Source organism: Shouchella shacheensis (genome assembly GCF_001484965.1).
GTDB classification, from domain to species: Bacteria; Bacillota; Bacilli; order Bacillales; family Bacillaceae_D; genus Shouchella; species Shouchella shacheensis.
Window position 1 is genome coordinate 1 of sequence record NZ_LLYY01000039.1, and the last position, 22,381, is coordinate 22,381.

24 protein-coding genes and 11 tRNA genes are annotated in these 22,381 nt (G+C 46.9%); 6 read left to right on the plus strand and 29 right to left on the minus strand.

The window, feature by feature from the left end; translation table 11 throughout:
• Positions 1-107 precede the first annotated feature (107 nt).
• From AVZ68_RS17870 to AVZ68_RS17925, 12 genes are all read right to left on the minus strand, one after another.
• Positions 108-184, minus strand: a tRNA-Ile gene (locus AVZ68_RS17870).
• Between the two features lie 49 nt (positions 185-233).
• Positions 234-307: transfer RNA gene (locus AVZ68_RS17875), tRNA-Gly, on the minus strand.
• Positions 308-334: 27 nt separating this feature from the next.
• A tRNA-Pro gene (locus AVZ68_RS17880) sits at positions 335-411 on the minus strand.
• 11 nt (positions 412-422) lie between these two features.
• Positions 423-499: transfer RNA gene (locus AVZ68_RS17885), tRNA-Arg, on the minus strand.
• A 16-nt stretch (positions 500-515) separates the two neighbouring features.
• Positions 516-600: transfer RNA gene (locus AVZ68_RS17890), tRNA-Leu, on the minus strand.
• A 9-nt stretch (positions 601-609) separates the two neighbouring features.
• A tRNA-Leu gene (locus AVZ68_RS17895) sits at positions 610-695 on the minus strand.
• Positions 696-719: 24 nt separating this feature from the next.
• Positions 720-796, minus strand: a tRNA-Asp gene (locus AVZ68_RS17900).
• A gap of 11 nt (positions 797-807) precedes the next feature.
• A tRNA-Val gene (locus tag AVZ68_RS17905) sits at positions 808-883 on the minus strand.
• 26 nt (positions 884-909) lie between these two features.
• A tRNA-Glu gene (locus AVZ68_RS17910) sits at positions 910-981 on the minus strand.
• 8 nt (positions 982-989) lie between these two features.
• Positions 990-1,080, minus strand: a tRNA-Ser gene (locus AVZ68_RS17915).
• A 1-nt stretch (position 1,081) separates the two neighbouring features.
• Positions 1,082-1,156, minus strand: a tRNA-Asn gene (locus AVZ68_RS17920).
• A gap of 86 nt (positions 1,157-1,242) precedes the next feature.
• Positions 1,243-1,683, minus strand: coding sequence for a SprT family protein (locus AVZ68_RS17925; protein WP_059105947.1), 441 nt, complete (start codon positions 1,681-1,683; stop codon positions 1,243-1,245).
• 91 nt (positions 1,684-1,774) lie between these two features.
• Between AVZ68_RS17925 and cmpA the strand changes: the two genes are divergently transcribed.
• On the plus strand, positions 1,775-1,918 hold the full coding sequence (cmpA, locus tag AVZ68_RS20380) for a cortex morphogenetic protein CmpA (protein ID WP_157404707.1): 144 nt from the start codon (positions 1,775-1,777) through the stop codon (positions 1,916-1,918).
• Positions 1,919-2,024: 106 nt separating this feature from the next.
• Here the strand turns inward: cmpA and AVZ68_RS17930 are convergent, their stop codons facing one another.
• From AVZ68_RS17930 to acpS, 13 genes are all read right to left on the minus strand, one after another.
• Positions 2,025-4,184, minus strand: a complete 2,160-nt coding sequence (locus AVZ68_RS17930) for a Tex family protein (protein WP_059105972.1) — start codon at positions 4,182-4,184, stop codon at positions 2,025-2,027.
• 116 nt (positions 4,185-4,300) lie between these two features.
• On the minus strand, positions 4,301-4,906 hold the full coding sequence (locus AVZ68_RS17935) for a SpoIIE family protein phosphatase (protein WP_059105948.1): 606 nt from the start codon (positions 4,904-4,906) through the stop codon (positions 4,301-4,303).
• Complete coding sequence (gene sigB, locus AVZ68_RS17940) at positions 4,907-5,692, minus strand: RNA polymerase sigma factor SigB (protein ID WP_059105949.1); 786 nt, start codon at positions 5,690-5,692, stop codon at positions 4,907-4,909. It abuts the gene before it with no gap.
• Positions 5,652-6,134 carry an anti-sigma B factor RsbW gene (gene rsbW, locus AVZ68_RS17945; RefSeq protein WP_059105950.1) on the minus strand — a complete coding sequence of 161 codons (483 nt, stop codon included), beginning with the start codon at positions 6,132-6,134 and terminating at the stop codon, positions 5,652-5,654. The genes sigB and rsbW overlap by 41 nt, the downstream gene beginning before the upstream one ends.
• Positions 6,134-6,454, minus strand: coding sequence for an STAS domain-containing protein (locus tag AVZ68_RS17950; protein WP_059105951.1), 321 nt, complete (start codon positions 6,452-6,454; stop codon positions 6,134-6,136). The genes rsbW and AVZ68_RS17950 overlap by 1 nt, the downstream gene beginning before the upstream one ends.
• Positions 6,455-6,510: 56 nt before the next feature.
• Positions 6,511-7,524, minus strand: a complete 1,014-nt coding sequence (locus tag AVZ68_RS17955; RefSeq protein WP_157404709.1) for a PP2C family protein-serine/threonine phosphatase — start codon at positions 7,522-7,524, stop codon at positions 6,511-6,513.
• A 12-nt stretch (positions 7,525-7,536) separates the two neighbouring features.
• Entirely contained in the window at positions 7,537-7,950 is a 414-nt protein-coding gene (locus AVZ68_RS17960; protein WP_059105952.1) for an anti-sigma regulatory factor, read from the minus strand.
• A 1-nt stretch (position 7,951) separates the two neighbouring features.
• Positions 7,952-8,308, minus strand: coding sequence for an STAS domain-containing protein (locus tag AVZ68_RS17965; protein ID WP_059105953.1), 357 nt, complete (start codon positions 8,306-8,308; stop codon positions 7,952-7,954).
• A 347-nt stretch (positions 8,309-8,655) separates the two neighbouring features.
• Positions 8,656-9,006, minus strand: coding sequence for a type II toxin-antitoxin system PemK/MazF family toxin (locus AVZ68_RS17970; protein WP_059105954.1), 351 nt, complete (start codon positions 9,004-9,006; stop codon positions 8,656-8,658).
• A 2-nt stretch (positions 9,007-9,008) separates the two neighbouring features.
• Positions 9,009-9,230, minus strand: a complete 222-nt coding sequence (locus AVZ68_RS20970; RefSeq protein ID WP_157404710.1) for an antitoxin — start codon at positions 9,228-9,230, stop codon at positions 9,009-9,011.
• 179 nt (positions 9,231-9,409) lie between these two features.
• Positions 9,410-10,591 (minus strand): alanine racemase, encoded by a 1,182-nt coding sequence (gene alr / locus AVZ68_RS17980; protein WP_059105974.1) that lies wholly within the window; start codon positions 10,589-10,591, stop codon positions 9,410-9,412.
• Between the two features lie 497 nt (positions 10,592-11,088).
• Entirely contained in the window at positions 11,089-12,102 is a 1,014-nt protein-coding gene (locus AVZ68_RS17985; RefSeq protein WP_059105955.1) for a LolA family protein, read from the minus strand.
• Between the two features lie 101 nt (positions 12,103-12,203).
• The gene (gene acpS, locus AVZ68_RS17990; RefSeq protein WP_059105956.1) at positions 12,204-12,554 is read right to left on the minus strand and encodes a holo-ACP synthase; all 351 of its coding nucleotides are present in this window, start codon (positions 12,552-12,554) and stop codon (positions 12,204-12,206) included.
• A gap of 101 nt (positions 12,555-12,655) precedes the next feature.
• Here acpS and AVZ68_RS17995 point away from each other — a divergent pair, with 101 nt between their 5' ends.
• Positions 12,656-13,414 (plus strand): rhomboid family intramembrane serine protease, encoded by a 759-nt coding sequence (locus tag AVZ68_RS17995; protein ID WP_059105957.1) that lies wholly within the window; start codon positions 12,656-12,658, stop codon positions 13,412-13,414.
• 135 nt (positions 13,415-13,549) lie between these two features.
• Entirely contained in the window at positions 13,550-14,161 is a 612-nt protein-coding gene (locus tag AVZ68_RS18000) for a YitT family protein (RefSeq protein ID WP_245628176.1), read from the plus strand.
• 352 nt (positions 14,162-14,513) lie between these two features.
• Here AVZ68_RS18000 and AVZ68_RS18005 read toward each other — a convergent pair whose 3' ends face one another.
• Positions 14,514-16,406 (minus strand): LTA synthase family protein, encoded by a 1,893-nt coding sequence (locus AVZ68_RS18005; protein ID WP_059105958.1) that lies wholly within the window; start codon positions 16,404-16,406, stop codon positions 14,514-14,516.
• A gap of 191 nt (positions 16,407-16,597) precedes the next feature.
• Complete coding sequence (locus AVZ68_RS18010; protein WP_059105959.1) at positions 16,598-17,362, minus strand: M15 family metallopeptidase; 765 nt, start codon at positions 17,360-17,362, stop codon at positions 16,598-16,600.
• A 285-nt stretch (positions 17,363-17,647) separates the two neighbouring features.
• On the opposite strand from AVZ68_RS18010, the gene AVZ68_RS18015 reads away from it, so the two are divergent.
• Both AVZ68_RS18015 and AVZ68_RS18020 read left to right on the plus strand, forming a co-directional pair.
• Positions 17,648-17,965, plus strand: coding sequence for a hypothetical protein (locus AVZ68_RS18015; RefSeq protein ID WP_245628177.1), 318 nt, complete (start codon positions 17,648-17,650; stop codon positions 17,963-17,965).
• Between the two features lie 109 nt (positions 17,966-18,074).
• The gene (locus AVZ68_RS18020; protein WP_059105960.1) at positions 18,075-18,704 is read left to right on the plus strand and encodes a YesL family protein; all 630 of its coding nucleotides are present in this window, start codon (positions 18,075-18,077) and stop codon (positions 18,702-18,704) included.
• Between the two features lie 45 nt (positions 18,705-18,749).
• Here the strand turns inward: AVZ68_RS18020 and AVZ68_RS18025 are convergent, their stop codons facing one another.
• The gene (locus tag AVZ68_RS18025; protein WP_059105961.1) at positions 18,750-19,667 is read right to left on the minus strand and encodes an MBL fold metallo-hydrolase; all 918 of its coding nucleotides are present in this window, start codon (positions 19,665-19,667) and stop codon (positions 18,750-18,752) included.
• A 220-nt stretch (positions 19,668-19,887) separates the two neighbouring features.
• On the opposite strand from AVZ68_RS18025, the gene AVZ68_RS18035 reads away from it, so the two are divergent.
• Positions 19,888-21,054, plus strand: a complete 1,167-nt coding sequence (locus AVZ68_RS18035) for a DNA glycosylase AlkZ-like family protein (protein WP_180316731.1) — start codon at positions 19,888-19,890, stop codon at positions 21,052-21,054.
• Positions 21,055-21,158: 104 nt separating this feature from the next.
• On the opposite strand, the gene AVZ68_RS18040 is transcribed toward AVZ68_RS18035, so the two are convergent.
• Complete coding sequence (locus AVZ68_RS18040) at positions 21,159-22,376, minus strand: M20 family metallopeptidase (RefSeq protein WP_059105964.1); 1,218 nt, start codon at positions 22,374-22,376, stop codon at positions 21,159-21,161.
• Between the last annotated feature and the right edge of the window lie 5 nt (positions 22,377-22,381).

Genomic DNA, 22,381 nt, shown 5'->3' on the forward strand with positions numbered 1-22,381 from the left:
TCTCTTTTTTACGCTTGGCTTTTGTTCAGTTTTCAAAGAACTCGTTGGTTGCTCATAGAGCGACCTTTCAATCATACAGACTATCAAAACCTATGTCAAGTTTTTTCTGGTGGGCCTGAGTGGACTCGAACCACCGACCTCACGCTTATCAGGCGTGCGCTCTAACCAGCTGAGCTACAGGCCCAAAAAAGGGCATAAAAAAAGCACGTACTTAAAAGCTCATTTAGTTGAAATGGAGCGGGTGATGGGAATCGAACCCACATCATCAGCTTGGAAGGCTGAGGTTTTACCACTAAACTACACCCGCATATATTAAGAACTTTATGATATAATCTGGTCGGGAAGACAGGATTTGAACCTGCGACCCCTTGGTCCCAAACCAAGTGCTCTGCCAAGCTGAGCTACTTCCCGCTAAAATACAATGGCGCGCCCGAGAGGAGTCGAACCCCTAACCTTCTGATCCGTAGTCAGACGCTCTATCCAATTGAGCTACGGGCGCCTACATTTAAAACTGATGCGGTTGAGAGGACTCGAACCTCCACGGGATTTAACTCCCACTAGGCCCTCAACCTAGCGCGTCTGCCATTCCGCCACAACCGCTTATTCAAATGGTGCGGGTGAAGGGACTTGAACCCCCACGTCATAAAGACACTAGATCCTAAATCTAGCGCGTCTGCCGATTCCGCCACAACCGCATTGCAGACAAACTTATTAAAAAATGGCGGTCCGGACGGGACTCGAACCCGCGACCTCCTGCGTGACAGGCAGGCATTCTAACCAACTGAACTACCGGACCACTACGAGAAATGGTGGAGGATGACGGGATCGAACCGCCGACCCCCTGCTTGTAAGGCAGGTGCTCTCCCAGCTGAGCTAATCCTCCGCAGCACGTACGTGCAATATGATTGATGACCCGTACGGGATTCGAACCCGTGTTACCGCCGTGAAAGGGCGGTGTCTTAACCACTTGACCAACGGGCCTGATTTCATGGCGGAGAAGGAGGGATTTGAACCCTCGCGCCGCTCACGCGACCTACACCCTTAGCAGGGGCGCCCCTTCAGCCACTTGGGTACTTCTCCGTGGCTCCACAGGCAGGATTCGAACCTGCGACCGATCGGTTAACAGCCGATAGCTCTACCACTGAGCTACTGTGGAATACTCTTTTTAGCGTGTAATTCTTGTCCGCTCTCTTGGCGACTTCTATAATATATCATAGCATAACTTATGATTGCAATACTTTTTTAAGGAGAATATCGTAGGTTTCCTTTGCAGAAGCCACACACATATTTAGCCGTATTGACACGCCTTCTGCGCTTAAATTGTTTCGCACAAGAAAGACAAATATAAAGGTGTTTAAAATCAGGAACATCGGTTGCTCGGCAATAACGCGACCCGCCTACATCTTTTAACAGCGCTTTAAATTCAGCGTCTTTATGCATATAGCCGCGGCCTTCCAAATGCAAATGGTAATGACACAGCTCGTGTTTGATTACACGAATGAGCTCTTCTTCACCGTAGTATTCGTATTGCCTGTAATTTAATTCGATATCATGACTCCGGAGCAAGTACCGTCCCCCAGTCGTGCGTAGACGGTGATTAAAACGAGCCTGATGCAAAAACGGTCGCTTGAAGTATTGCATGGAAATTCGCTCCACAAGACGTTGAACATCCTCATTTTTCATTTTTTCTTCTCCTTACACAAAAATTCCATCAACACTGACAAACAGGGGCACATATACTACAACACATGACGAGTAAAAGGAGATGGCCCTGATGCCCACTTGGCTTAGAAAGCAGCTTCGAAGAGCATTTATTGAAAAAGACCGTCGGCAGCTAAAAGTCCTCAATCAGTGTTGGTTCTATTATAAAAACTCGAATGAAAAAAACCTCTTGTACCGAAAGCACGAGCAGCTCTAATCGAGCGTCCGCCCAATCATCCGTGTTGGTCTGCCACCTTTACAGCCAGACGTGAGACAGCCCACACGCGTGTACACGGGCTGTCTCACCGTCCCATTTCTCTGCCTTATGTTGCTGGGACTGGCTCGTCCTTAGGTGCAAGCATAGACAAGCCTATCCTTCCTTTCGCCGCGTCAATAGAAGTCACCCACACAGTTACAATGTCACCGACAGAGACCACGTCCATCGGGTGTTTGACAAACCGCTTGGTGAGTCTGGAAATATGCACTAGCCCGTCCTGCTTGACACCTACATCAACAAACGCCCCGAAATCTACAACATTGCGGATGGTTCCTTGAAGTTCCATCCCTGTATGTAAGTCTTCGAGCTTTAAAACATCCTGTTTCAAAAGCGGTGCAGCCACTTCATCGCGTGGATCACGCCCTGGGCGAACGAGGGCATCTACAATGTCACGAAGAGTGGGAAGACCGACCTCAAGCTTGTCCACCATCGTCTCAAAGTCAACATTTGCGATTTTTTCTTTGATTGCCTCTGTACCAATTTCCGAGATGGATGACCCAACCGCCTCAAGCAATGCTTCTGTAGGCTTATAACTTTCCGGGTGAATGGACGTGGCGTCCAACGGGTTCTTCCCCTCTGAAATTCTGAGGAAGCCAATGCACTGTTCATAGGTTTTCGCTCCTAGACGTGGGACTTTTTTCAAAGCCGTTCTAGACGTGAACACCCCCTCTTCTCTCAGCTTTACAATATTTTTTGCCTGTGTTTTTGATAGGCCAGCAACATGTTGCAAGAGCGCGGAAGAAGCTGTGTTCACATTAACTCCCACACGGTTGACGACCGTTTCCACAACAAAATCAAGAGACTCGTTCAAGCGCTTCTGAGCGACGTCATGCTGGTATTGGCCGACGCCGACAGACTTCGGATCAATCTTTACTAATTCTGCCAACGGGTCCTGGAGCCTGCGCGCAATGGAAACCGCACTCCGTTCCTCCACTTGAAGATCAGGGAACTCCTCTCTCGCCAACTCTGAAGCGGAGTATACGCTCGCTCCTGCTTCGTTCACAATGACATAATAGATCGTTTCCTCTAGCTCCCGCAAACAATTTGCAATAAATTGTTCCGTTTCACGCGAAGCTGTCCCGTTCCCAATCGCAACCATTTTCACCCCGAATTTGGCGATCAACGTCTTTATCACACGCTTGGCTTCGTCCACTTTGTTGTGGGGAGCCGTTGGGTAAATGACCCCGGTATCTAACACTTTTCCGGTCTCATCGACAGCGGCTAGCTTACAACCGGTGCGAAAGGCGGGGTCCACGCCGAGGACGATTTGTCCTTTGATCGGCGGCTGCAAAAGCAGGCTTTGCAAGTTTTCCGCGAAAATTTTAATCGCCTGCTCTTCTGCCTTTTCCGTTAGCATGGACCTGCACTCTCGTTCGAGGGAAGGCTCAATCAAACGAAGGTACGCGTCTTCTATCGCTTCTTCCATAACGGGTACAGCTGGGGAGCCGTGCCGGCGAATAAGATGAGCATTCATTTGCTTGACCATTGCTTCAACAGGGAACTTCACACTTATACGTAGGGTGTCTTCTTTTTCTCCACGATTCAGCGCAAGAATACGGTGAGGGACAATTGCGGAGACGCGTTCGCTGTATTCGTAATACATCGCAAAGACACCCTTTTCATCGTCGGCACCTTTGGGCTTTTTGACCGATTCAATCACTGCTTGACGAAACGCTCGCTCACGAATTCGTCCACGCACCTCTGCATCGTCCGAGACCCATTCCGCGATAATATCTTTAGCTCCCGAAATTACAGCATCCGTATCTGGCAGCTCTTCTGAGAGATACCCTTCCGCCTCTTTTTCAACCCCAATCTCTCTAGGCAAGGAAAACAGTCGCTCAGCAAACGACTCAAGGCCTTTTTCCTTTGCGACCGTCGCCCTCGTTCTCCGCTTCTGTTTGTAGGGGCGATAGATATCCTCCACCTGCTGCAACTTTTCCGCCTCGGAGATGGAGGAGCGCAACTCGTCTGTTAATTTCCCCTGCTCTTCAATCAGGCGCGTCACTTCTTGCTTACGTCCTTCAAGTTGAGTGATGTATTCCCAGCGCTCGACAATGTCGCGAATTTGAACCTCGTCTAACCCGCCCGTCTGTTCCTTGCGGTAACGGGCAATGAAAGGAACGGTATTGCCTTCCTCAATAAGCTCCACAACCTGTTTGACTTTGTTTACGCTTATATCAACGTCTTTTGCTGCGCGTTCCAGCATCGTATCAGACACAGAATCCCTCCTTTTTCGTACACTTTATCATAGCATAAATCCATTTCGAACCTTTCTTTACGCATACAAAAATGAACAATTCTCTCATCGTGTGAGTGAACTGTTCATTTTAACCTACCCACCATAAGCGTGGCATCATCATTCTCTTTATAGCGCTCTACATTAAAAACGGAGTGGTTCGCCGTGTCCTGACCTTGGAATCGTGTAAAAAGCAGTTGCCTGGACGGGACTTCCTCCACTCCATCCGAATAGAGAAGAAACATACTTCCTTGCATGTACCCATACTCAGAGCTTGCAATCTCCGTGTTTCGTCCACACAGATACCCACGTTTCGGAAGCGGTTGGACCGTGGTCCCGTCAGGATTGTAGAGCGCAAAGCCAATATTACCGAAATTGGCATAGGCCATGACTTCCTTGTTGTAATCAATCTTAACCAGTGTCATCACGGCGCCCCTTTTGCGCGCAAGCACTTTATTACATTCTTCTAAGATCGTTTTTACGTCCTTGAGATGATTTTCTTTAATCACGTCAATGGCAGCCTCGGCCGAGAGATGAGCGCCTTCACCACTTCCCAGGCCATCCACGACCGCACAAACAGAATAAGTACCCTTCTGCAAGACCACATACGCATCCCCACATTTGTTATTTCCAGACTTAATCCTTTGTGCGGTTGCGATGTCTGAATGCTCATCCCTATAGTAGGTCACCATTTACAGAACCTCCGTTGGTTCCACACGTATGGAATCACGGAGCTTTTGCAGCGCCCGGCGTTGAAGTCGTGACACATGCATCTGTGAGATCCCTAACTTCTCACCCGCTTCTTTTTGGCTAAGGTTATCATAGTACGTAAATTGTAGAATCTCCATTTCCCGCTCATTCAAGACCTGAAATGCTTTCTCAAGCAGCATTCGCTGATCCGCTTGCTCATAACCTGCCTCATCATCCCCAACTAGGTCGAGCAGTGTAACTTCTCCGCCCTCTTGGTCGGCCTCAAGTGAACGGTTGACGGAGAGAGCTTGATAACTTTTGCTCATTTCCATCGTTTCAAGGATTTCTTCTTCAGAAACATTTAGATACTCAGCAATTTCATGTACAAGAGGCGAGCGCTGAAGTTCAACTGTTAGAGAGTCAGCCGCCTTCTTAATCTTAGGACCAAGTTCCTTTATCCGTCTCGGTACGTGCACACTCCATGTCTTGTCGCGAATAAAGCGCTTGATCTCACCCACAATGGTTGGGACAGCAAAAGATTCAAAGCTACGTCCGTACTCATCGTTATAGCGGTTAAGCGCTGCGAGCAGACCAACCATCCCAACCTGAAACAGATCCTCGTCATATTCTCGACCTTTTGAGAACTTCCTCGAGAGCGAACGTACGAGTGCCTCAAAGTGACGCACCAGTTTCAGCTGAACCACTTCATCTCCCGTTTCTTGATACTCAGAGATCCAAGCATAAATATTATCCTTGTTCTGATTGTAAGGAAGAGGTTCCGTTGGCATCCTGCCCCACCCCGCTCTCGTGAAGGTATTTCGTCATGACAAGCATCACACCGTTCTCTTTATTGAATTCAACTTTGTCCATCAGCGTACTAATTAAGAACAATCCTAGCCCCCCCTCTTTTAACTCTCCAACCGGTTTTTCTACATTAATGGGACCGAGGCGATTTTCGACGCCTTCGAAATCAAAGCTCTGCCCTCGATCGGCAACGATTACTTGAATACGATCCTCATGTATGACGCTCGTCAAGCACATTACCCCATCCTTTGAATACGCATGCTCTACGACATTTGTACAAGCCTCGGCTACGGCAATCTTTATATCTTCAATGTCATCGTAAGAGAAACCCAGGCGATTGGCGATTCCTGAAACGGTCAGCCGTGCGATCCCCACGTATTCGGCTTTGGCTGGTAGTTCCATCTGAATACGATCTTGTTGTTCCATTAACTCTGCCCCTCCTTAATATTGATGACTTCATCGAGTCCTGTAATGGAGAATAGGCGTTTAATTCGATCAGACATCCCTTTCAGTGTTAATTCGCTACCATGGGCGTCCGTTGCTTTAAGGATCCCGACAAACGTTCCAAGTCCAGTACTATCTATATACTCTACGTTTTCAAAGTTAACAACAATTGTAGTATCTGCCTCCTTAGCCAGAGGCATGACCGCTTCCCTTAACTGAGGGACTGTATACGCATCAATTTCTCCTGCTAAATCTATGTGGTGGACATTGCCTGTTTGTTCCGAACGAATACTTAAGTTCATTTATGCCTTCCCCCTCAAAACTTTCCTTCTTCTGCTCTACCCTTTACGATACAACCTTAAACTTTTCTTCGTAAAATGATTAACGTAAAATCATCATGTAAAATAAAGTCCTGCATTTTCATTAAATCATTGTACACATTGTCCACGATTTCCTGAGCACTGAGGTGGATATACGTTCGAATAAGTGAGCTAATCTCCTCTCGGGTAATAAACCCATCGTTTACCCGGCACTCCGTCACACCATCAGAGAGAAGAACAACAAAATCATTTTTCTTTAAGTGCTTGGTGTATTCTTCATAAGTCGTCTTACGAGAAACCCCGAGCACAAGCCCCTTTGCACGCAATTCTTCAAATCGATCCTCTTTCGCGTCATAGAAAAACCCCGGTTCATGACCGGCTCCAGAATAATGAAAGTCAGATGTATTTCTATTATAGTAACCGTACATCATGGTAATAAACATGCTATCGTCCACGTTCTGCTCAACAACACGATTAAGATTTTCTAGCAACAACCCCGGCTTCAGCTGCTGTTCCGAGGGCAAACTGTCCATTGCATACTTAATCATCGACATACAGAGAGCGGCCGGAACTCCCTTGCCAATAATATCGGCGAGTGCCATTCCTAATCCTTGTTCGTCTTCATGGACATAGTGATAATAGTCACCACTCATTTTCTTTGCAGGCACGCAAACCACACCCACATCTAAATACTCCGTGGTTGGTTTCTCTTGCGGCAGTAGCGTCTGTTGCATGCTTGAGGCGACCTCAATTTCGGATTCAAGCTCTTTCTGACGACTTCGAAGGATTTGATGTTCCTGATAGGCAAGACCGTACCCCATCATCACCTCCAAAAGCACGTCAAAGGAATCTTGGACTTCTTTGCTCATTTCTGGCATCAAATCCATTAAAAGGTTAAAATGAATGCTCACAAACACTTCTGGTGACACTTGCTGTTCAAGAAGAAATTTACTAATTTTTTGCGCTTCATAAAGCGTTTCCTCTGATTGACTTTCCAAAAATGAGGTCAATATTCTTTTGTAGGACCGCTGAAGCTTTTGATCTATTGGCACAGGGCCCCTCCTTTACCGAACCCACTTTGTTGACATAATCGTTGTCCCTACCTCAACGTCCGAATCAATCGTGAACTCATCCATCAGCCGTTTGACTCCCGGCAGTCCGGCACCAAGTCCGCTCGAAGTCGAGAAGCCATCAACCATTACTTGCCGGATGTCAGGAATCCCAGGCCCCTCATCACTGGCAATAATTCGAATTCCTTTTATAATTCCACGGTTTGTCGGGGTTTCAACCACTTCTAATCGAATCTCTCCGCGCTCGGCATATAAATAAATATTGCGTGCAAGTTCAGAGATGGCGGTCGTTATTCTAGCCTGATCTACGCTACCAAAACCAACTTTACGTGCAAGATCACGACCTGCCTGCCTCGCGGCAACGATGCCCCATTCATTGCTCACTTCAACGCAGGATTGGGTTTCCATATCAACCCTCCAATTCCTCTTGCAATTTGGTCAACCCTTGTTCGAGGTCAAGCGCTGTAGAAACGCCTTCAAGCGTTACCCCCATATCAACTAATGTAATCGCGACGGCCGGACGAATCCCTGTTAAGACAACACGCGCTCCCATTAAGTTAGACATGTCTACGACGTCTCCGAGCACTTTAGCAATAAAGGAATCGATCATATCAACGCTCGTCAGATCAATCACCACTCCACTTGAGCCTTCTTCATGAATTCTATTCAGCAAATCCTCCTGAAACTGCAGAGCCGTGGCATCATCCAATTCTATTTGAATGCTAACCAATAAATACTGATGCAATTTCAATATTGGTATTCTCAATATCTTCTTCATCTCCTAGCTATGTTCCCCATTCGTTCAAGCGCCGTTACAGCATCTCCCTGCAACAAGCCTTTTCAGGAACCTTCTTTGAGTTAAATACTTATCAGAGCAATTTTTATTTAGGGAGGTACCATCATAAACGAACCTCACCTCAAGCTATGATCATTATAGCTGCGATCAACCTAATTGGCTGCCACTGCTCTCAATTGGTTCGGATAACTGCTCACTTCCACGTTTACCCTCTCTCTTTATTATTTCATGACTGATTCTTTCTTGCAAAGAAAATCGATTCATGCCGCTGGACGTAAACAAAAAGCCCCGCACTGGACGGAGGCTTCTCTTGCAAGTTAGAACTCAATAAGGCCGAGACTAATATTTAGTGCTTTATCAACGGAACCCATCATTTGTTCATCTAAATGCGTAATTTTATCCGTTAAGCGCTGCTTATCAATTGTTCGAACTTGTTCAAGCAAAATCACTGAATCACGGTCAAACCCGTACTTTTTTGCACTGATCTCAACATGAGTCGGTAATTTTGCTTTTTGAATTTGGGCCGTAATGGCCGCGACAATGACCGTGGGGCTAAAACGATTGCCAATATTATTTTGGATAATAAGGACAGGTCTTACACCACCTTGTTCAGAGCCTACAACTGGTGATAAATCCGCGAAATATACATCCCCACGTTTGACTATCAAGGCTACACCCCACTAACGAGACGTGTCAGCGTATGATCCGCTTCCTCCTCAGCAAGAAAGGCTTCTGATGCAATGTTTAAATTGATTTTCGCCATCTCCATATAGCCTTGTTGCATAGACTCACGAATTTCAACTTTCCGCTCAGCACGAGCCGCATTGCGCAAAGATTGCGAAGCTTGCTCCCTGCGATGGTTCCAGTTCTCTTGCTCTAGCACAGCACCCACCTCGTTTTTTCAATGTCGAAGCATTTTTTTAAGGGACACGTTCTCTTACCGTTCGTCACAACTTACTCAAAGTTTATCTTAGCATTGTTAGGTGCCTTTTGCAAAGGCATTTTAAGCTTTTTAGACTCATTTCTTTGCTAGCTATTCCTCAGCTTTCCCGTGATAGATCATTCTATGCTTCACTTTCGATTCAAAAGCGAGGATACGTGATAGACCTCCCCGCCCTTTTTATACACCCTCGGCATTCGCTTTGACAGCAAACACGGCACTTCATAGTTGATCGTCTCGAGCCGTGCCGCTACAGCACCCATGGTAATTTCTGCGCCTGCATCCTCGCCAATCAACGTGACTGTCGTCCCTACTTCCAATTGGCGGGGCAACCGAATCATACACTGATCCATACAGATTTTACCTACAAATGGAGCCTTTTCCCCGTTGACAAGCACATAGCCGCCTGTTGTGCTGTTTGCACGAATCCACCCATCTGCGTAACCAACCGGAAGCGTCCCAATCCATTCCCCTTCCTTTGTTGTGTATGTCGCTCCGTAACTTATGCCTTCTCCAGCCGACATCTTTTTCACTTGAACAAGCTTCGTTCGTAAAGAAAGAGCAGGCTTCAGGCCAAAGGGGAGCTGATCGGTTATTTCAGGAGAGGGGGTTAGTCCATACATAGAAATGCCAAAGCGAAACATGGTAAACATTTTTGCAGGAAAACGCAAGCCAGCCGCGCTATTTCCGCAATGTATATGAGTCGGGGCTAAGGATTCTTTTTCAAATATCGTGACAACGTCCATGAAGAGACGATGCTGCCTGTTAAAATAACTTACATCGTTCTCATCCGCCGTCGCAAAATGTGTGAATAACCCCTCTAACGAAAAACGCTCTTCTTCCTTTACAAAAGAAGCCACCGTTACAACTTCTCCTGAACTTCTTACCCCAATGCGGCCCATGCCCGTATCAACTTTAATGTGTACGGCAAGAGGGGGGGCTTCCGCCTTGACAACAGCCGTCGCTCGTTTTAACCACTCCAGTTGAAAGACGGTCACTGCAATGCGCTCTCTTTGTGCATATTCGGCATCTTCAGGGGGCACATAACCCATCACCAATATCGGAGCGGAAATGCCTTCTCTCCGAAGCAAAAGTGCCTCATCCAAAAAAGCCACCGCAAGATGCGTCGCTCCTGCCGCTAGCGCAACTTTGGCCACTTCCGTTGCCCCATGCCCGTAGCCATCCGCTTTGACAACGGCCATTAATTCCAGCTCTTTTCCTTTCTTTTGGTATAAGCTCCGTGCCGATTTTACATTTGATGCAATCGCATCTGCGTCTACTTCTACCCAAGTATCGCGATGGTATGCGTTCATGTCTTCCAGCAAACTAGTCACCCTCCACAACACGCTTCTCTTTTCTCTATTATAAAAGGTAGACACTGTGCTTGTCGATGGGTCGACTCAAAAAGCGTAGGCGGGTTGGCAGGAGCGAGAATTTTGGAGACTCGATAAAAGAAATCCCGGTCTTGGATTTCGTTATCGGGGCGAAAAATCTCAAAGCTCCTACCCGCCGGAGCTAGACACTACCGAAAAGCGCAGGCGCCCTGCTCACGAGCGACAAGTTCTGGAAGAACGGCAGTATCAAGCCCGCCTTTGGCTTGATCTGGCGGTCTGAAGAAACCTCTAGCGAGTGGGCGCAGGAGCTAGACAACACCGAAAAGCGCAGGCGGGTCGCTTAGAAGCGCAAATTTTGGAAGCCTGGGCTAGAAATCCCGGTTTTGGATTTCAGGCTAGGACTGAAAAATCCCGACCTTCTACCTGCAGGAGCTAAACACAAAAAAACGCCCGCAAGTTCACGGGCGTTCCCCTTCCTATTTTTCTGTTGTGCCATAGACAGAGCGGGCCACTTCAACCATTTCTTCCTCAGTCAATTCTTCGGAGACAAGCGAGAAATCATTTCCTTCATTGGACCACATAATTTGATTCTCACTTCTTACGCCAATCGCAAACCCCAGATCCACTGGCTCGCCTTCGTTCATGTTCATCGGGGTCGAAGCTGGAACGATTTCGCTTTGGCGTTGGATGAGCGTGAATGACTTGTCACCCGTGTACTGCTGCACATAGGAAGTTCCTCCTTCATTTTCAACCATTTCTGTGGCTTCTGCTGTTGTGCCATCTGGAACATACATTGGATACAAGACATCAAGCTCTCCATCTTCTTCTTGCTCGGCAAGCGCCGGTTCAGAAATTTGAGCCCCTGTGACGTTGCGCTCTGTCGCAAAGTCTTCTGGTTCGAGTGTTGCGTTCTTTTCAAATTCGCTGAACACGAGATCGACAAGAACATCTCCATCAGCGTTAAGAATTTTCACGGTCGCCGGAGAAAGATCCTTTTTATTTAAGCGAACTTCCTGGCTGTTTAAGTTTTTGTTTTGATAGTTCGTCATCGTTTGGAAAATATAATGGTTTTCGTCTTGAGAGAAGGCTGTCTCAGCATCAATCAAGATGTCGTGCAAAAGAGACTCATACAAGTACGCCTGGCTATTTGTTTTCGGCCAGTCGCTTTGGAAACGGAATGTTTTATTAAGCGCTGGCGTTAGCACAAACACCCCTTCGTCATTCTTTAATATAATTTGACTCTGGTCGTTTGCCTCGTTCGTTAACACGACACGGTAGTACGCCTCATCCTTTTGCCACACTTCCACATCGTATGACTGCGGTTCCTGCCCGGTCTCAAGCACCATCTTTGCTTTTGCTTTATAGCTAGTGGTCTCCTCAAGGGCATCCTCAATATCACCTAACACATCTTCTTGTGATTTTTCACCACACGCAGCTAGAACAAACAAAGCCATCACCGCAAGCACCGTCAACCACCTAACGTTTTTCATGCCTTCACCCCTTCGCTTCACTTTGGACAACGCATGATTGTCCTGTTGCTGTAAACTATATGAGCGAAGTTAGAGCATTATGCAGACAAGTCATGACACGTTCAGTTTTCGATAATAACGCTCGCGACCGCATAATCCTTGCTGTGAGAAATGGATACGTGAGTGTTTGCTTCAATGGCTGCGACGATGTAGGGCTTGCCGTGCTCATCACTTAAGATATGAATGTCCTGAAAGGAAAACGCTTGGCCAATGCCTGTGCCTATCGCTTTAACAAAGGCTTCCTTTGCCGCGAACCTCCCGGCAACAAATTCAATATAGCGCTTGTCTTTAAGTTCATTACTCGAATCAAGCTCTTTCTGCGTTAAAATACGAGCGGCAAAGCGCCGGTTTCTGTCGATCGCCATTTGAATGCGCGTGAGCTCAATAATGTCAATCCCTGTGCCTATGATCAAATTCTACACATCCCTTTCTAGAAGCATGTCATACATATCATTGTGTTGAGATCGCTGATTCCTGCTATAATAAAGTGATTTCACGTACGAGGAGTGGTCGGATGTTTATTCGCAATGAAACGTTCTCCTCTTTTACAAGAGGATACCCCGTAATCACCGTGATCCTGGCCCTGAATATCTTCCTGCACATCTGGGGCATGTTTTTGCCATTTGGAAATGGGCTTAGAAACTGGGGAATTGGTTTCAACCTCGCTGTTTCAAATGGAGAGTACTGGCGATTGGTGAGTCCGATCTTCCTGCATAACGGGCTTGGTCACCTTCTCTTTAACTCATTCGCTCTTGTGATCTTTGCGCCCGCTCTTGAAAAAATGCTTGGAAGGGTTAAATTTGCAACTGTCTATCTACTAGCAGGAGTGCTTGCAAACGTAGCAACCTTTTACCTGGAAGGACCTATTTACTATCACCTAGGTGCCTCCGGTGCGATCTTCGGGCTATTCGGCATCTACGTTTACATGCTGCTTAACCGCAAAGACCTTCTTGACGCGCAGAGCTCTCAGCTCGTCATGATGATTGTTGTTATTTCCTTAATTATGACTTTTGTCAATCCAGGCATCAATATTATCGCTCATGTCTTCGGCCTTGCTAGCGGGGCTGTGCTTGCGCCTTTGTTTTTGCGAAACGCCAGGCCTTTTTATGCGATGCGCTCCTCTTCAAGACGTACGTATATTGATGACGACGAAGTGAGCTTTAACCCAAACCGCTGGAAGAACCAAGGACGCAACAAAAAGATACAAAAACTCATTCTCATTGTTCTTGGGGTTCTTTTCGTTATCGGATTTATTGCCCGCATTATGATGTAATCACTCATCAGGCCAGCCGCTGACCGATCGGTCAGCGGCTATTTTTGCGTGTCTTGGAGCCTGTCATAGCTTGAGGTTTGTCCGCATAGAATGAAAGGAAAAGAGCTTGTCATAGAGACGTGTGAGGGTGATCAAATGTCAAAAATGATTCGGTATGTAATCGTACTTCTTTCAGGCTGCACACTCATTAGTGTCGGCATTAACTTCTTTTTTGTCTCCTATCATTTGCTCGATGGAGGGATCATTGGATTCGGGCTTATCGCCCATTATGTTTGGCAAGTACCCGTCGGTGTAACGATTATTATCGTGAGCATTCCTATCTACGTGCTTGCCTGGTTTTACTTCCGCTCGTTCTTCTACAATTCTCTGGCAGGAGTCATCGTGTCCTCCCTTCTCATTGACTGGTTGGCGATCTTTATCCCAGAAACTCCCCTTCTCCCTCCGTTGCCTAGTGCCATTATAGGCGGACTGCTCCTTGGCATTGGTGCCGGGATTATGTTTCTTTTAGACATTAGTCAGGGTGGATTTGACCTGCTTGCTCAAATGATCGCCACCAAAACCTCTTGGAATGTCGGGGTGTTAATTGTTGTCTTCGATATGGCGGCCGTTGTTGCAGGATTTCCAATTGTTACTCATGATGAGATCATTCTTTCAACCATCGCGGTGATCGCCACTGGCCTAGCGACAACGATTATTACAGCATGGGGCGGACATTCACACTCACCTCCGCCACCCATCAGCAAATAACTCTTACGGCCATCTGAGATGCCCCGCGAATACCCAATAAAGAAAGCCATAAATCAGCGCTACCACGGCGATTCCGATAAAAAGCGCCTTGTTGCTTATTCTCATTCGCTTTTCCTGCCCTTCTCTCTCGTACTCCATTCATCTAGTTTACCGAACAATGAACGGGGCGACAAGCTTGTCGCCCCATATTTGCTTCGCTTTCTGTACTCCTTCACGCTGTTCAATCCTTTGCATACGGGTTCGATGATTTGTGCCATATGTGGCACTAGCAACTCAGAGGAGGCCTGAACATCTCACCCTCCTCCCACCCGAAGCTTAGAAAAAAAGCGCCCGATGATGGGCGCTTTTTTTCTTATGATTCATTTTCATCATCGGTTTCAGCTAGACCCTCATTCTCAGCTTCAAAAAAACGAAGCAAGTCGCCGTACAGGATCTGATCGGAGTATTCAAGGTCAGAGGCCGCCTTAGGAGAAAGCTCCTCACAAGCCTCGATCTCCGCCTCTTCACCTGTTTCTTTTTCATAGCATGTATTGTTGGCAAACACATGGTCTTCTGTAATGAAGTTTCCGTTTCGCAAGACAGCATAGGATTCTCGTTCTGGCGAGAACAAGTCTGATCCAAATTGAATGTCATTTTTGGTTGAGAGGCCTAACAAGTTCATGATCGTTGGTTTTAAGTCAATTTGCCCACCAACCGTATCCATGATTTCCCCTTCATGACCAGGAATGTGGATGAACAGCGGCACACGCTGAAGCTGTGTTGTATCAAACGGCGTGATCTCATCCTTGCCTAAGTACTGAGACATTGCTCGGTTATGGTTTTCCGAAATGCCGTAATGATCCCCATAAAGAACAAAGATACTGTCTTCGTAAAGACCCGCTTCTTTTATATCATTAAAGAATTCCTCCACCGCATAATCCATATAACGAACGGTTGGGAAGAAGCGATTCAGCGTACCGCTGTTTGAATCATATTCCTCAATCATTCGATCCTCTTCGTCCAGTTCAAACGGGAAGTGATTGGTCAACGTAATGAACGTCGTATAGAAAGGCTGTGGCTGTTCTTGGAGCAAAGGTATGGACTGCTCAAAGAACTCTCGGTCCTTCAATCCCCAACCAACTGAATTCTCTTCCGTCACTTCGTACGAATCAACGTCGTAAAACTCATCGTAGCCAAGCGAATCATACATCACATCTCGGTTCCAAAAACTGCTGTTATTGGCGTGCATCACAGAGGAATGGTAGCCGTTTTCCCCAAGGATTTCCGGTGTTGCATTGTATTCATTTCCAGCATGTGTAAAGAATACCGCTCCGCTGTCACGACCAAACATAGATGTGTTGACAAGGAACTCCGAATCGGAGGTCTTCCCCTGTTCGGTTTGGTGATAGAAGTTCTCAAAATAATAACTGTCATCCTTCAGCTCATTTAAGAAAGGTGTCACTTCCTCCCCGTAGACATCGTTCTCAATCACAAACGATTGAATCGACTCGAGCGAAATCATGAACACATTTTTTCCTTCCGCCACACCAAACATGTCCTCATCTGGTTCTTTATGGTTTGCCCGTGTATAGTTTTTCACTTCAACAATGTCTGAACTGTCAGCAAGCACTCGCTGGGCACGCGATTGAGACTGAAGAACGGCGTCATATAAATGAAAGTTAAACATCCCAATGTTTTTAACGAGCAGCTCCCGGTCAAACGATCGAGTCAGAAGCTGTGGTCGTTCCACTTGAGCTAGTGTTAAATTCCCTAGAAAAATCAAGACAGCCAGAGAAAAGATCATCGCTGGTTCGCGCTTAAGCCTCGGAACAACTGGCACTTTGTGACGTACCACAAGCGTAACAAGCAAAGCAATGTCCACAAACAGAAGAGCATCCCAACCATTCGTGAGCTCGAACACACTCCCCGACAGATCCTGCACATTGTTTGTTTGCATCAGCACCGGCCATGTCAGGAAATCAGCGTAGAAACGATAAAAAAGCAAATTAAAATAAAGCACCAACGTACCGATGAACGCTAGCACGACCACCATAATGTTCCTCGTCCTATTTTTGAAAAGCAGGGCAATGCCAAGGAGCAAAACAGCTGAACTCAGCGGATTAATCAGTAACAAGAACTCCTGAAGCATATTTTCTGATGGAATCGTAAAAGCCACTTTATAGAGAATATACGTTTTTACTGTTAGCAACAACACAGCTAACCAAAAGAACTGAAGTCTTTTTAAACCAGCCTTTATTTTTGTCATCTAACCAGTCTCCCCTCTTAACCCAAAAAACTATAACTAGATTTAACCCTACGTTATCTTACCTTTTTCTCTGTAGATGTCAACCTCAGTGTTTCTTCAGAGTGCTACAAGGGAATAGTTTAACAGAAATTTTTGTGTTGGAGTGAAAAAAACGCCAGATCACGAATTTTTACACGTTTTTCATCATCACTTTATATTTCCTTTACAACCTCGAAGTACTCCTCCAATGTGTAGGAGTTTTCATATACATCTACGGCAATTTCCCCGACATACCGTAAATGCCACGGTTCATAATCATAACCGGTAATGCCCTCTTTCCCTTCAGGGTAGCGAATAATAAACCCAAAGTGATGCGCGTTTTCGTCAAGCCACCCACCTTCAGGTGTAGAGCCAAAAGCTTCTGTCAGCCCGAACTGAACGGTTTCACTTGATACATCCATGGCTAGTCCCGTTTGATGCTCGCTCTGACCGGGCATCGCGACCACCTCTTGCTCCTCCCCTCTTTGGGCGACCTCCTGCTCGTACAACTCAGCTTGTCTATCGTAGGAGCGATACCCTGAGACCGCATAGAGAGTGTGACCCGCGTCCTCAGCAGCCGCGAATAACCCTTCAAGTGCCAGGGCCGCCTCTTGCCGAAGCATCCTCCGTTCAGCTTCTCCCTCAAACGAAAACAACACATCAGGAGCCCGCATATCTTCAGGCACATAATCGGAAGGCATTAGAAATTCCCTGTTTACGTTTGCTGTTATATTTTCGGGGTTTTGAATTTGTAACGCGCCGTTCACTTCTTTCACTTCATTAAAATAGTCTTCTCCTAATACTAATGTTTCCTCTACATCTTCATTGATCGGGGAAGACCTTTCCACATCCCCACCATCAGATTCGGGACTTTCGGTGGGGCCACAGCTTGCCAACAAGAAGAGACTCGTCAACCATGCAACCATTGATTTTTGCAAGAAAAAACCCTCTTTAACGTGATTTTATTTGTTCACTATATCACATCTTCCTGAGGGAAAGAAGTTCCAGTATGGTGAAGACTTCCCAACACCAGGGCTACACTCATACGGGATAGTCTATGCATACACATATGTTTTATGACGTTTCATTCCACATCCGTTTAAAACTAACGAAGTCCTGCGCCGTAACGCTGGGCTACTCTTCAAGGAAATAGGTGTAGGAATTTCCGAGCGTGGGTATACATACGGTAAGACGTTTTACATACGGAGGTGTAAGTGTCGCATATGTCTATGTCAAGAGAACGCTATTTTGTTACCGTCGATATGTCCATGCTTCGAATTTCAGACGTGAAAACCCCTGACAACACCATTCAATACGAAATTTATGCTACAGACAACGAAGTCGATAAAATCAAGGCGTTGTTGGAACAAATTAAATCCGAGGACTTTCAGCAACAAGAAATTCTCCAGCGTCCTTTCCAAGAAGGGAAAGCAGATAAGGATAAGGAAGTGTTCCAGAATGAATTGCAGGAGCTCTATCAAGTCATTTATGATTTAGGAACGGTGGAGACAAAGAGAGTAGTCGGAGAACTTCAGCTATAACGTGTGAGACCAGTACAGAGAAAATGTACTGGTCTTCGTTTATTCCTCCTCTTCTAATGATTTTATGATAAAATGAGGGAAACAAATCATTCGGAAAGAGGGGACAGCTATGGAAACCGGGGGATTCATGGGTGGGTTGTATAAACTTTCTGAGTGGATTATGCGCCTTGCCATTTTAAACTTACTATGGATTGGCTTCACGCTTGCGGGCCTTGTGCTTTTCGGACTTTTTCCGGCAACAGCTGCGGCTTACGCCATCACACGTCAATGGATTCGCGGAGAATCTGATCTTCCACTATTTAAAACATTTTGTTCATATTTCTTCAAGGACTTTTGGCGCGTACAAGCTCTCGGCTACATTCTTACAGCCATTACAATTATTTTATATATAGACATTCTTTTTATTTTTCAAAGTTCAAATGCATTCTTAAATATGCTCTTCATTCCCCTGCTTTTGCTTTGCGTTGTTTTCGCCATCACTGCCATGTATGCGTTTTCCGTTTTTGCTCACTATGAACTTAGCATTCCGCAAGTTCTCAAGCATTCTGTGCTACACGTTCTCGTTCGACCATTTTTAAGCATCGGGATGCTTGTGACCGTTGGCGCACTCTTTTATGCGATGCAGTTCTTGCCAGGGGTTATTCCTGTATTCGGGGTTTCTGTTCCTATTTTGACCATTATGTGGTTTTCTCATAGCGGCTTTGTTCGCAATGAAGAGAAGCGAGAGCGCATAGCATAGGCTTGCTGAAAGCCAGGGGAAACGACCTCTGGCTTTTTTGTAGGCTCATAGCCAAAGCGTTTCTCCAATCTTAAGCATCGCCAACCGTTCTTTGGCAAGCCGCTGCTTCTCCCAGCCTTGAAGAAAACGATCTCTTGCCTCGATTCCCGTCTCGTCCGCAAGGCGAAACGTTCCGTAGTGCATAGGGATGCATACATCAGCGCCAAGATCGCGAAACGCACAAATCGCTTCTTCCGGATTCATATGGTCGAGCTTCATGAACCACTCGGGCTCATACGCGCCAATCGGCAAAAGCGCGATATCCGGTTGGTAGCGCTGACCGATTTCCGCAAAACCTCGGAAGTAGCCGCTATCGCCTGCAAAATAAATGCTTTCGTGTGCGCCCTCGATCATCCACCCACCCCAATGAGAGGCATTTTGGTCAAAGACCCCTCGACGTACCCAATGCTGAGCAGGAACAAAGGAAAACGTCAATCCTCCCACTGTGGTCGCCTTCCACCACTGAAGTTCTTGCACGTTTTTATACCCTCTTTTCGTAAAGAGTCGCTTCATCCCCGCCGGTACGTAAAACATCGGCTTTCCTTTCAGCTGTTTAAGCGTGGCAAAGTCTAGATGGTCATAGTGACCATGGGATAGTAGCACAGCATCAATACCAGGGAGCTCATCAAGAGGCAGACCAGGTGGCGTGGCACGTCTATAGCGAGCGATCTTCCTCGCCCAGACCGGGTCTGTTAACAGATTCAACCCGTTTTGCTGAATCAAAAATGTCGCATGTCCAATCCAGGTTATACTTGTCGCTGTTCGGTTTTCTCTTAGTTCATGAATAACAGGGGATTCGACCTGCTCGATCCGCGCACGTAAATCTTTTTCCTTCCTTCTGCGCTCGTTGAACCAGCGCAAGAAATCGAGCACGGAATGATGGTTCCTTATCCCATCCAGGTTTTCGTAGCGCTTTCGCCTCATGTTTCTCCCCTCTTTCTTCTAGGCCTCCTTGACTAACCAGGCCAGAACTACTTCACTCTGGAACAATTGTTCTTTAATCTGGTTCCTGATAAACTGATGCAGATAGACCTTTTCGATTATTAAGGAGAGAACTTCAGTCGTCTGTTTCCCTTCGTATCCATTCCAATTCAGAAAGGAAGTGCAGGCTGGATCAGCCCAAATTAATATGGACACTCCGATCGTGATTAGCAAGAGAACCGCCCGGAACTTTCTCATTTATACACTGATTGATAACAAGAAGCTCATTGTTTCTGCACCCACTCTTCTTCAGGAACTGGAAGCTGTTCAACTTGACCCTGTCGCCTCCGTAGAGCGAAATCATCACCTCGTCATGGGAGCCCGCCTTCCCTCTTACCAGCCCGGAATGCTTGAGGCCTTGCTGGAAGACGGGGACGCGTTTGAGTATATTGCACAAGCAGCTTGCCTTTTGCCTATGAGGGACTACCCACTTTTTGAACTGACTAGAAGAAGAATCGCCCAGCATCTAGCGCCCGAACTTGAGCGCTACCACCAGACGAAAAACGCGATTCTCTCTCGCCTTGCCGATGAAGGCCCCCTCCCCTCCCAAGCTTTTCGGAGCACCTCTAAAGTACGCGGGGGCTGGGACACAGGAAGCGCGACAACAAAGGAGACCTCTCATGTGATTGCTTTGCTGTTTCAAGCAGGGGCCGTTCAAGTCGCCAAGCGGGTTGGAGCTACTCGTTATTTTGCCCGCACCGAAGATGTCATCCCCCCTTCCCTTATCGCAGATGGAGAAAAAATGGAGGAAGAAGAAATCAAGCGATTGCTTTTACTAAAATACGCTCGTGCGTACCGTTTATTTGATTCTGGAGATCCTCGCTATGGGTGGCTGCGATACAACGCGAAGGAGCGAAGAACGAGACACGAAAGTCTTTTAGCCACTGACGTCTTCGTGCCGGTACAAGTTGAAGGAGTAAAGCGAGACTATACGATTCTCCGAGAAGATGTTGACCTGTTGCTCTCCTGTGAGAATGCGCCTGACCCACGCTTTGTTCAATTTTTTGCTCCCTTGGACAATTTAATGTGGCGGCGGGAACGTGTTTCCGACCTTTTTGATTTCCATTACCGCTGGGAAATTTATATGCCAAAAACCAAGCGAAAATACGGGGCATACGTCATGCCGATCATGGAAGACGGCACCTTCATTGGACGCATCGACCCCCTTTTTAATCGCAAGTCAGGAGTGCTCACCATGCAAACACTCGCGCTTGAGCCGGGCGTGGTTTGGACGAAGAAAAGACAGGAGCGAGTCGTTAAGGCCTTTCGTAGACTTGGGAGCCGGCTGGGTGCTCAAGAAGTTCAGGAATGTAAGCCACTGTTCATTTAGTGGATTTCAAGCCAGGGGATCAAAACTAGCCTAGCCTCTCCCAATCCCCTTATAAAGGATATCAGCTCTTACCCTCTCGAAACGAAGAGAAGGCCAAACCAGTTCTATCCAACGTCAGCCGCAGCAGCCCGTTTTCGTTCCATTAATTCTGCTTTGGCAGCGTGCAATGTTTCTGTATCCGTTAACAGCTTTAACCCAATGAGAGCGAGCCCTTTTGCCCCCGTGATCAGTGCTTCATCTCCTTTTGCAGACTTAGCAGCCTCACGGAATGCTACGGTGTGGCCCACTAACACATCAGGCCCAATTTGAATGTAGGGATGGATCGTCGGTACGACCTGGCTGATGTTGCCCGTGTCCGTCGAGCCAAGACCGCTTTTTTCTGTTTCTAGCACGTCTTCACCAAACCGCCTGAATGTATCAATAAAAAGATTGTTTAGCACGTCATTGGGCAACAGGTCATCGACCGCATTTTGAAATTCGTGAATCTCCAGTTTCGAGCCTGTCGCAAGTGCGGCGCCTTCAGCAATTTTATCGATCTTCGCGCGAATCTCATTCGTTTTCGGTCGCGTAGCAGCACGGATGAAGAAACGAGCACGGGCATAATCTGGAACGATGTTTGCCGCTTTGCCGCCGTCTGGGATGATCCCATGAATGCGGACATCATCGGTGACGTGCTGACGAAGTGCGTTAATGCCGTTAAAGAGCTGAATGATGCTATCTAATGCGTTGATTCCTTTTTCCGGCGAGCCAGCAGCGTGGGCCGGCTTGCCGTGATAAATGTAGTCAACAGGGTCAACGGCAAGCGAACTTCCAGAGACGCGCGTGGCATTTCCGGGATGAATGATTAGTGCTGCGTCAATGCCTTCGAGACGATTGTCTTTGACAAAACTTCCTTTCGCGCTCCCGTTGTCGCCGCCTTCTTCGGCAGGTGTTCCAAGAACAACGACTTGTCCGCCCGTTTCTTCGAGCGTTTCACTTAGGGCAATGGCTGCAGCAATGCTTGTTGTACCGATTATATTATGACCACATGCATGACCGAGTCCTGGCAGGGCGTCGTATTCTGCAAGAAACGCGACCGTAGGACCACTTCCAGCAGTTCCTTTTCGAGCAATAAAAGCTGTCGCATGTCCAGCAATCCCTCGTTCGATTGAGAAGCCGGCTTCCTTCAGCAATCCAGTAAGCTCGGCGGAGGCAAAAACTTCTTCGTTCCCGATTTCCGGTCTCTCGTGAATACGATGGCTCGCTAGAATATACGTTGATTTCTTTTGTTCAATAGAATTTTCAATGGCTTGCGTGAGGTTCGCGAATCCCGTCTGAGTCATAGTCT

Excerpts from the sequence above, each read along its gene's own strand:
- AVZ68_RS17995 (WP_059105957.1), top strand. The coding sequence starts at position 12,656 with ATGTTTATTCGCAATGAAACGTTCTCCTCTTTTACAAGAGGATACCCC.
- AVZ68_RS18000 (WP_245628176.1), top strand. The coding sequence starts at position 13,550 with ATGTCAAAAATGATTCGGTATGTAATCGTACTTCTTTCAGGCTGCACA.
- AVZ68_RS17925 (WP_059105947.1), bottom strand. The coding sequence starts at position 1,683 with ATGAAAAATGAGGATGTTCAACGTCTTGTGGAGCGAATTTCCATGCAA.
- AVZ68_RS17960 (WP_059105952.1), bottom strand. The coding sequence starts at position 7,950 with ATGGAAACCCAATCCTGCGTTGAAGTGAGCAATGAATGGGGCATCGTT.
- alr (WP_059105974.1), bottom strand. The coding sequence starts at position 10,591 with ATGAACGCATACCATCGCGATACTTGGGTAGAAGTAGACGCAGATGCG.
- AVZ68_RS18005 (WP_059105958.1), bottom strand. The coding sequence starts at position 16,406 with ATGACAAAAATAAAGGCTGGTTTAAAAAGACTTCAGTTCTTTTGGTTA.
- rsbW (WP_059105950.1), bottom strand. The coding sequence starts at position 6,134 with ATGGAACAACAAGATCGTATTCAGATGGAACTACCAGCCAAAGCCGAA.
- sigB (WP_059105949.1), bottom strand. The coding sequence starts at position 5,692 with ATGCCAACGGAACCTCTTCCTTACAATCAGAACAAGGATAATATTTAT.
- AVZ68_RS18040 (WP_059105964.1), bottom strand. The coding sequence starts at position 22,376 with ATGACTCAGACGGGATTCGCGAACCTCACGCAAGCCATTGAAAATTCT.
- AVZ68_RS18015 (WP_245628177.1), top strand. The coding sequence starts at position 17,648 with ATGTCTATGTCAAGAGAACGCTATTTTGTTACCGTCGATATGTCCATG.
- AVZ68_RS18020 (WP_059105960.1), top strand. The coding sequence starts at position 18,075 with ATGGAAACCGGGGGATTCATGGGTGGGTTGTATAAACTTTCTGAGTGG.
- cmpA (WP_157404707.1), top strand. The coding sequence starts at position 1,775 with ATGCCCACTTGGCTTAGAAAGCAGCTTCGAAGAGCATTTATTGAAAAA.
- AVZ68_RS18025 (WP_059105961.1), bottom strand. The coding sequence starts at position 19,667 with ATGAGGCGAAAGCGCTACGAAAACCTGGATGGGATAAGGAACCATCAT.
- AVZ68_RS17985 (WP_059105955.1), bottom strand. The coding sequence starts at position 12,102 with ATGAAAAACGTTAGGTGGTTGACGGTGCTTGCGGTGATGGCTTTGTTT.
- AVZ68_RS17950 (WP_059105951.1), bottom strand. The coding sequence starts at position 6,454 with ATGAACTTAAGTATTCGTTCGGAACAAACAGGCAATGTCCACCACATA.
- AVZ68_RS17930 (WP_059105972.1), bottom strand. The coding sequence starts at position 4,184 with ATGCTGGAACGCGCAGCAAAAGACGTTGATATAAGCGTAAACAAAGTC.
- AVZ68_RS17935 (WP_059105948.1), bottom strand. The coding sequence starts at position 4,906 with ATGGTGACCTACTATAGGGATGAGCATTCAGACATCGCAACCGCACAA.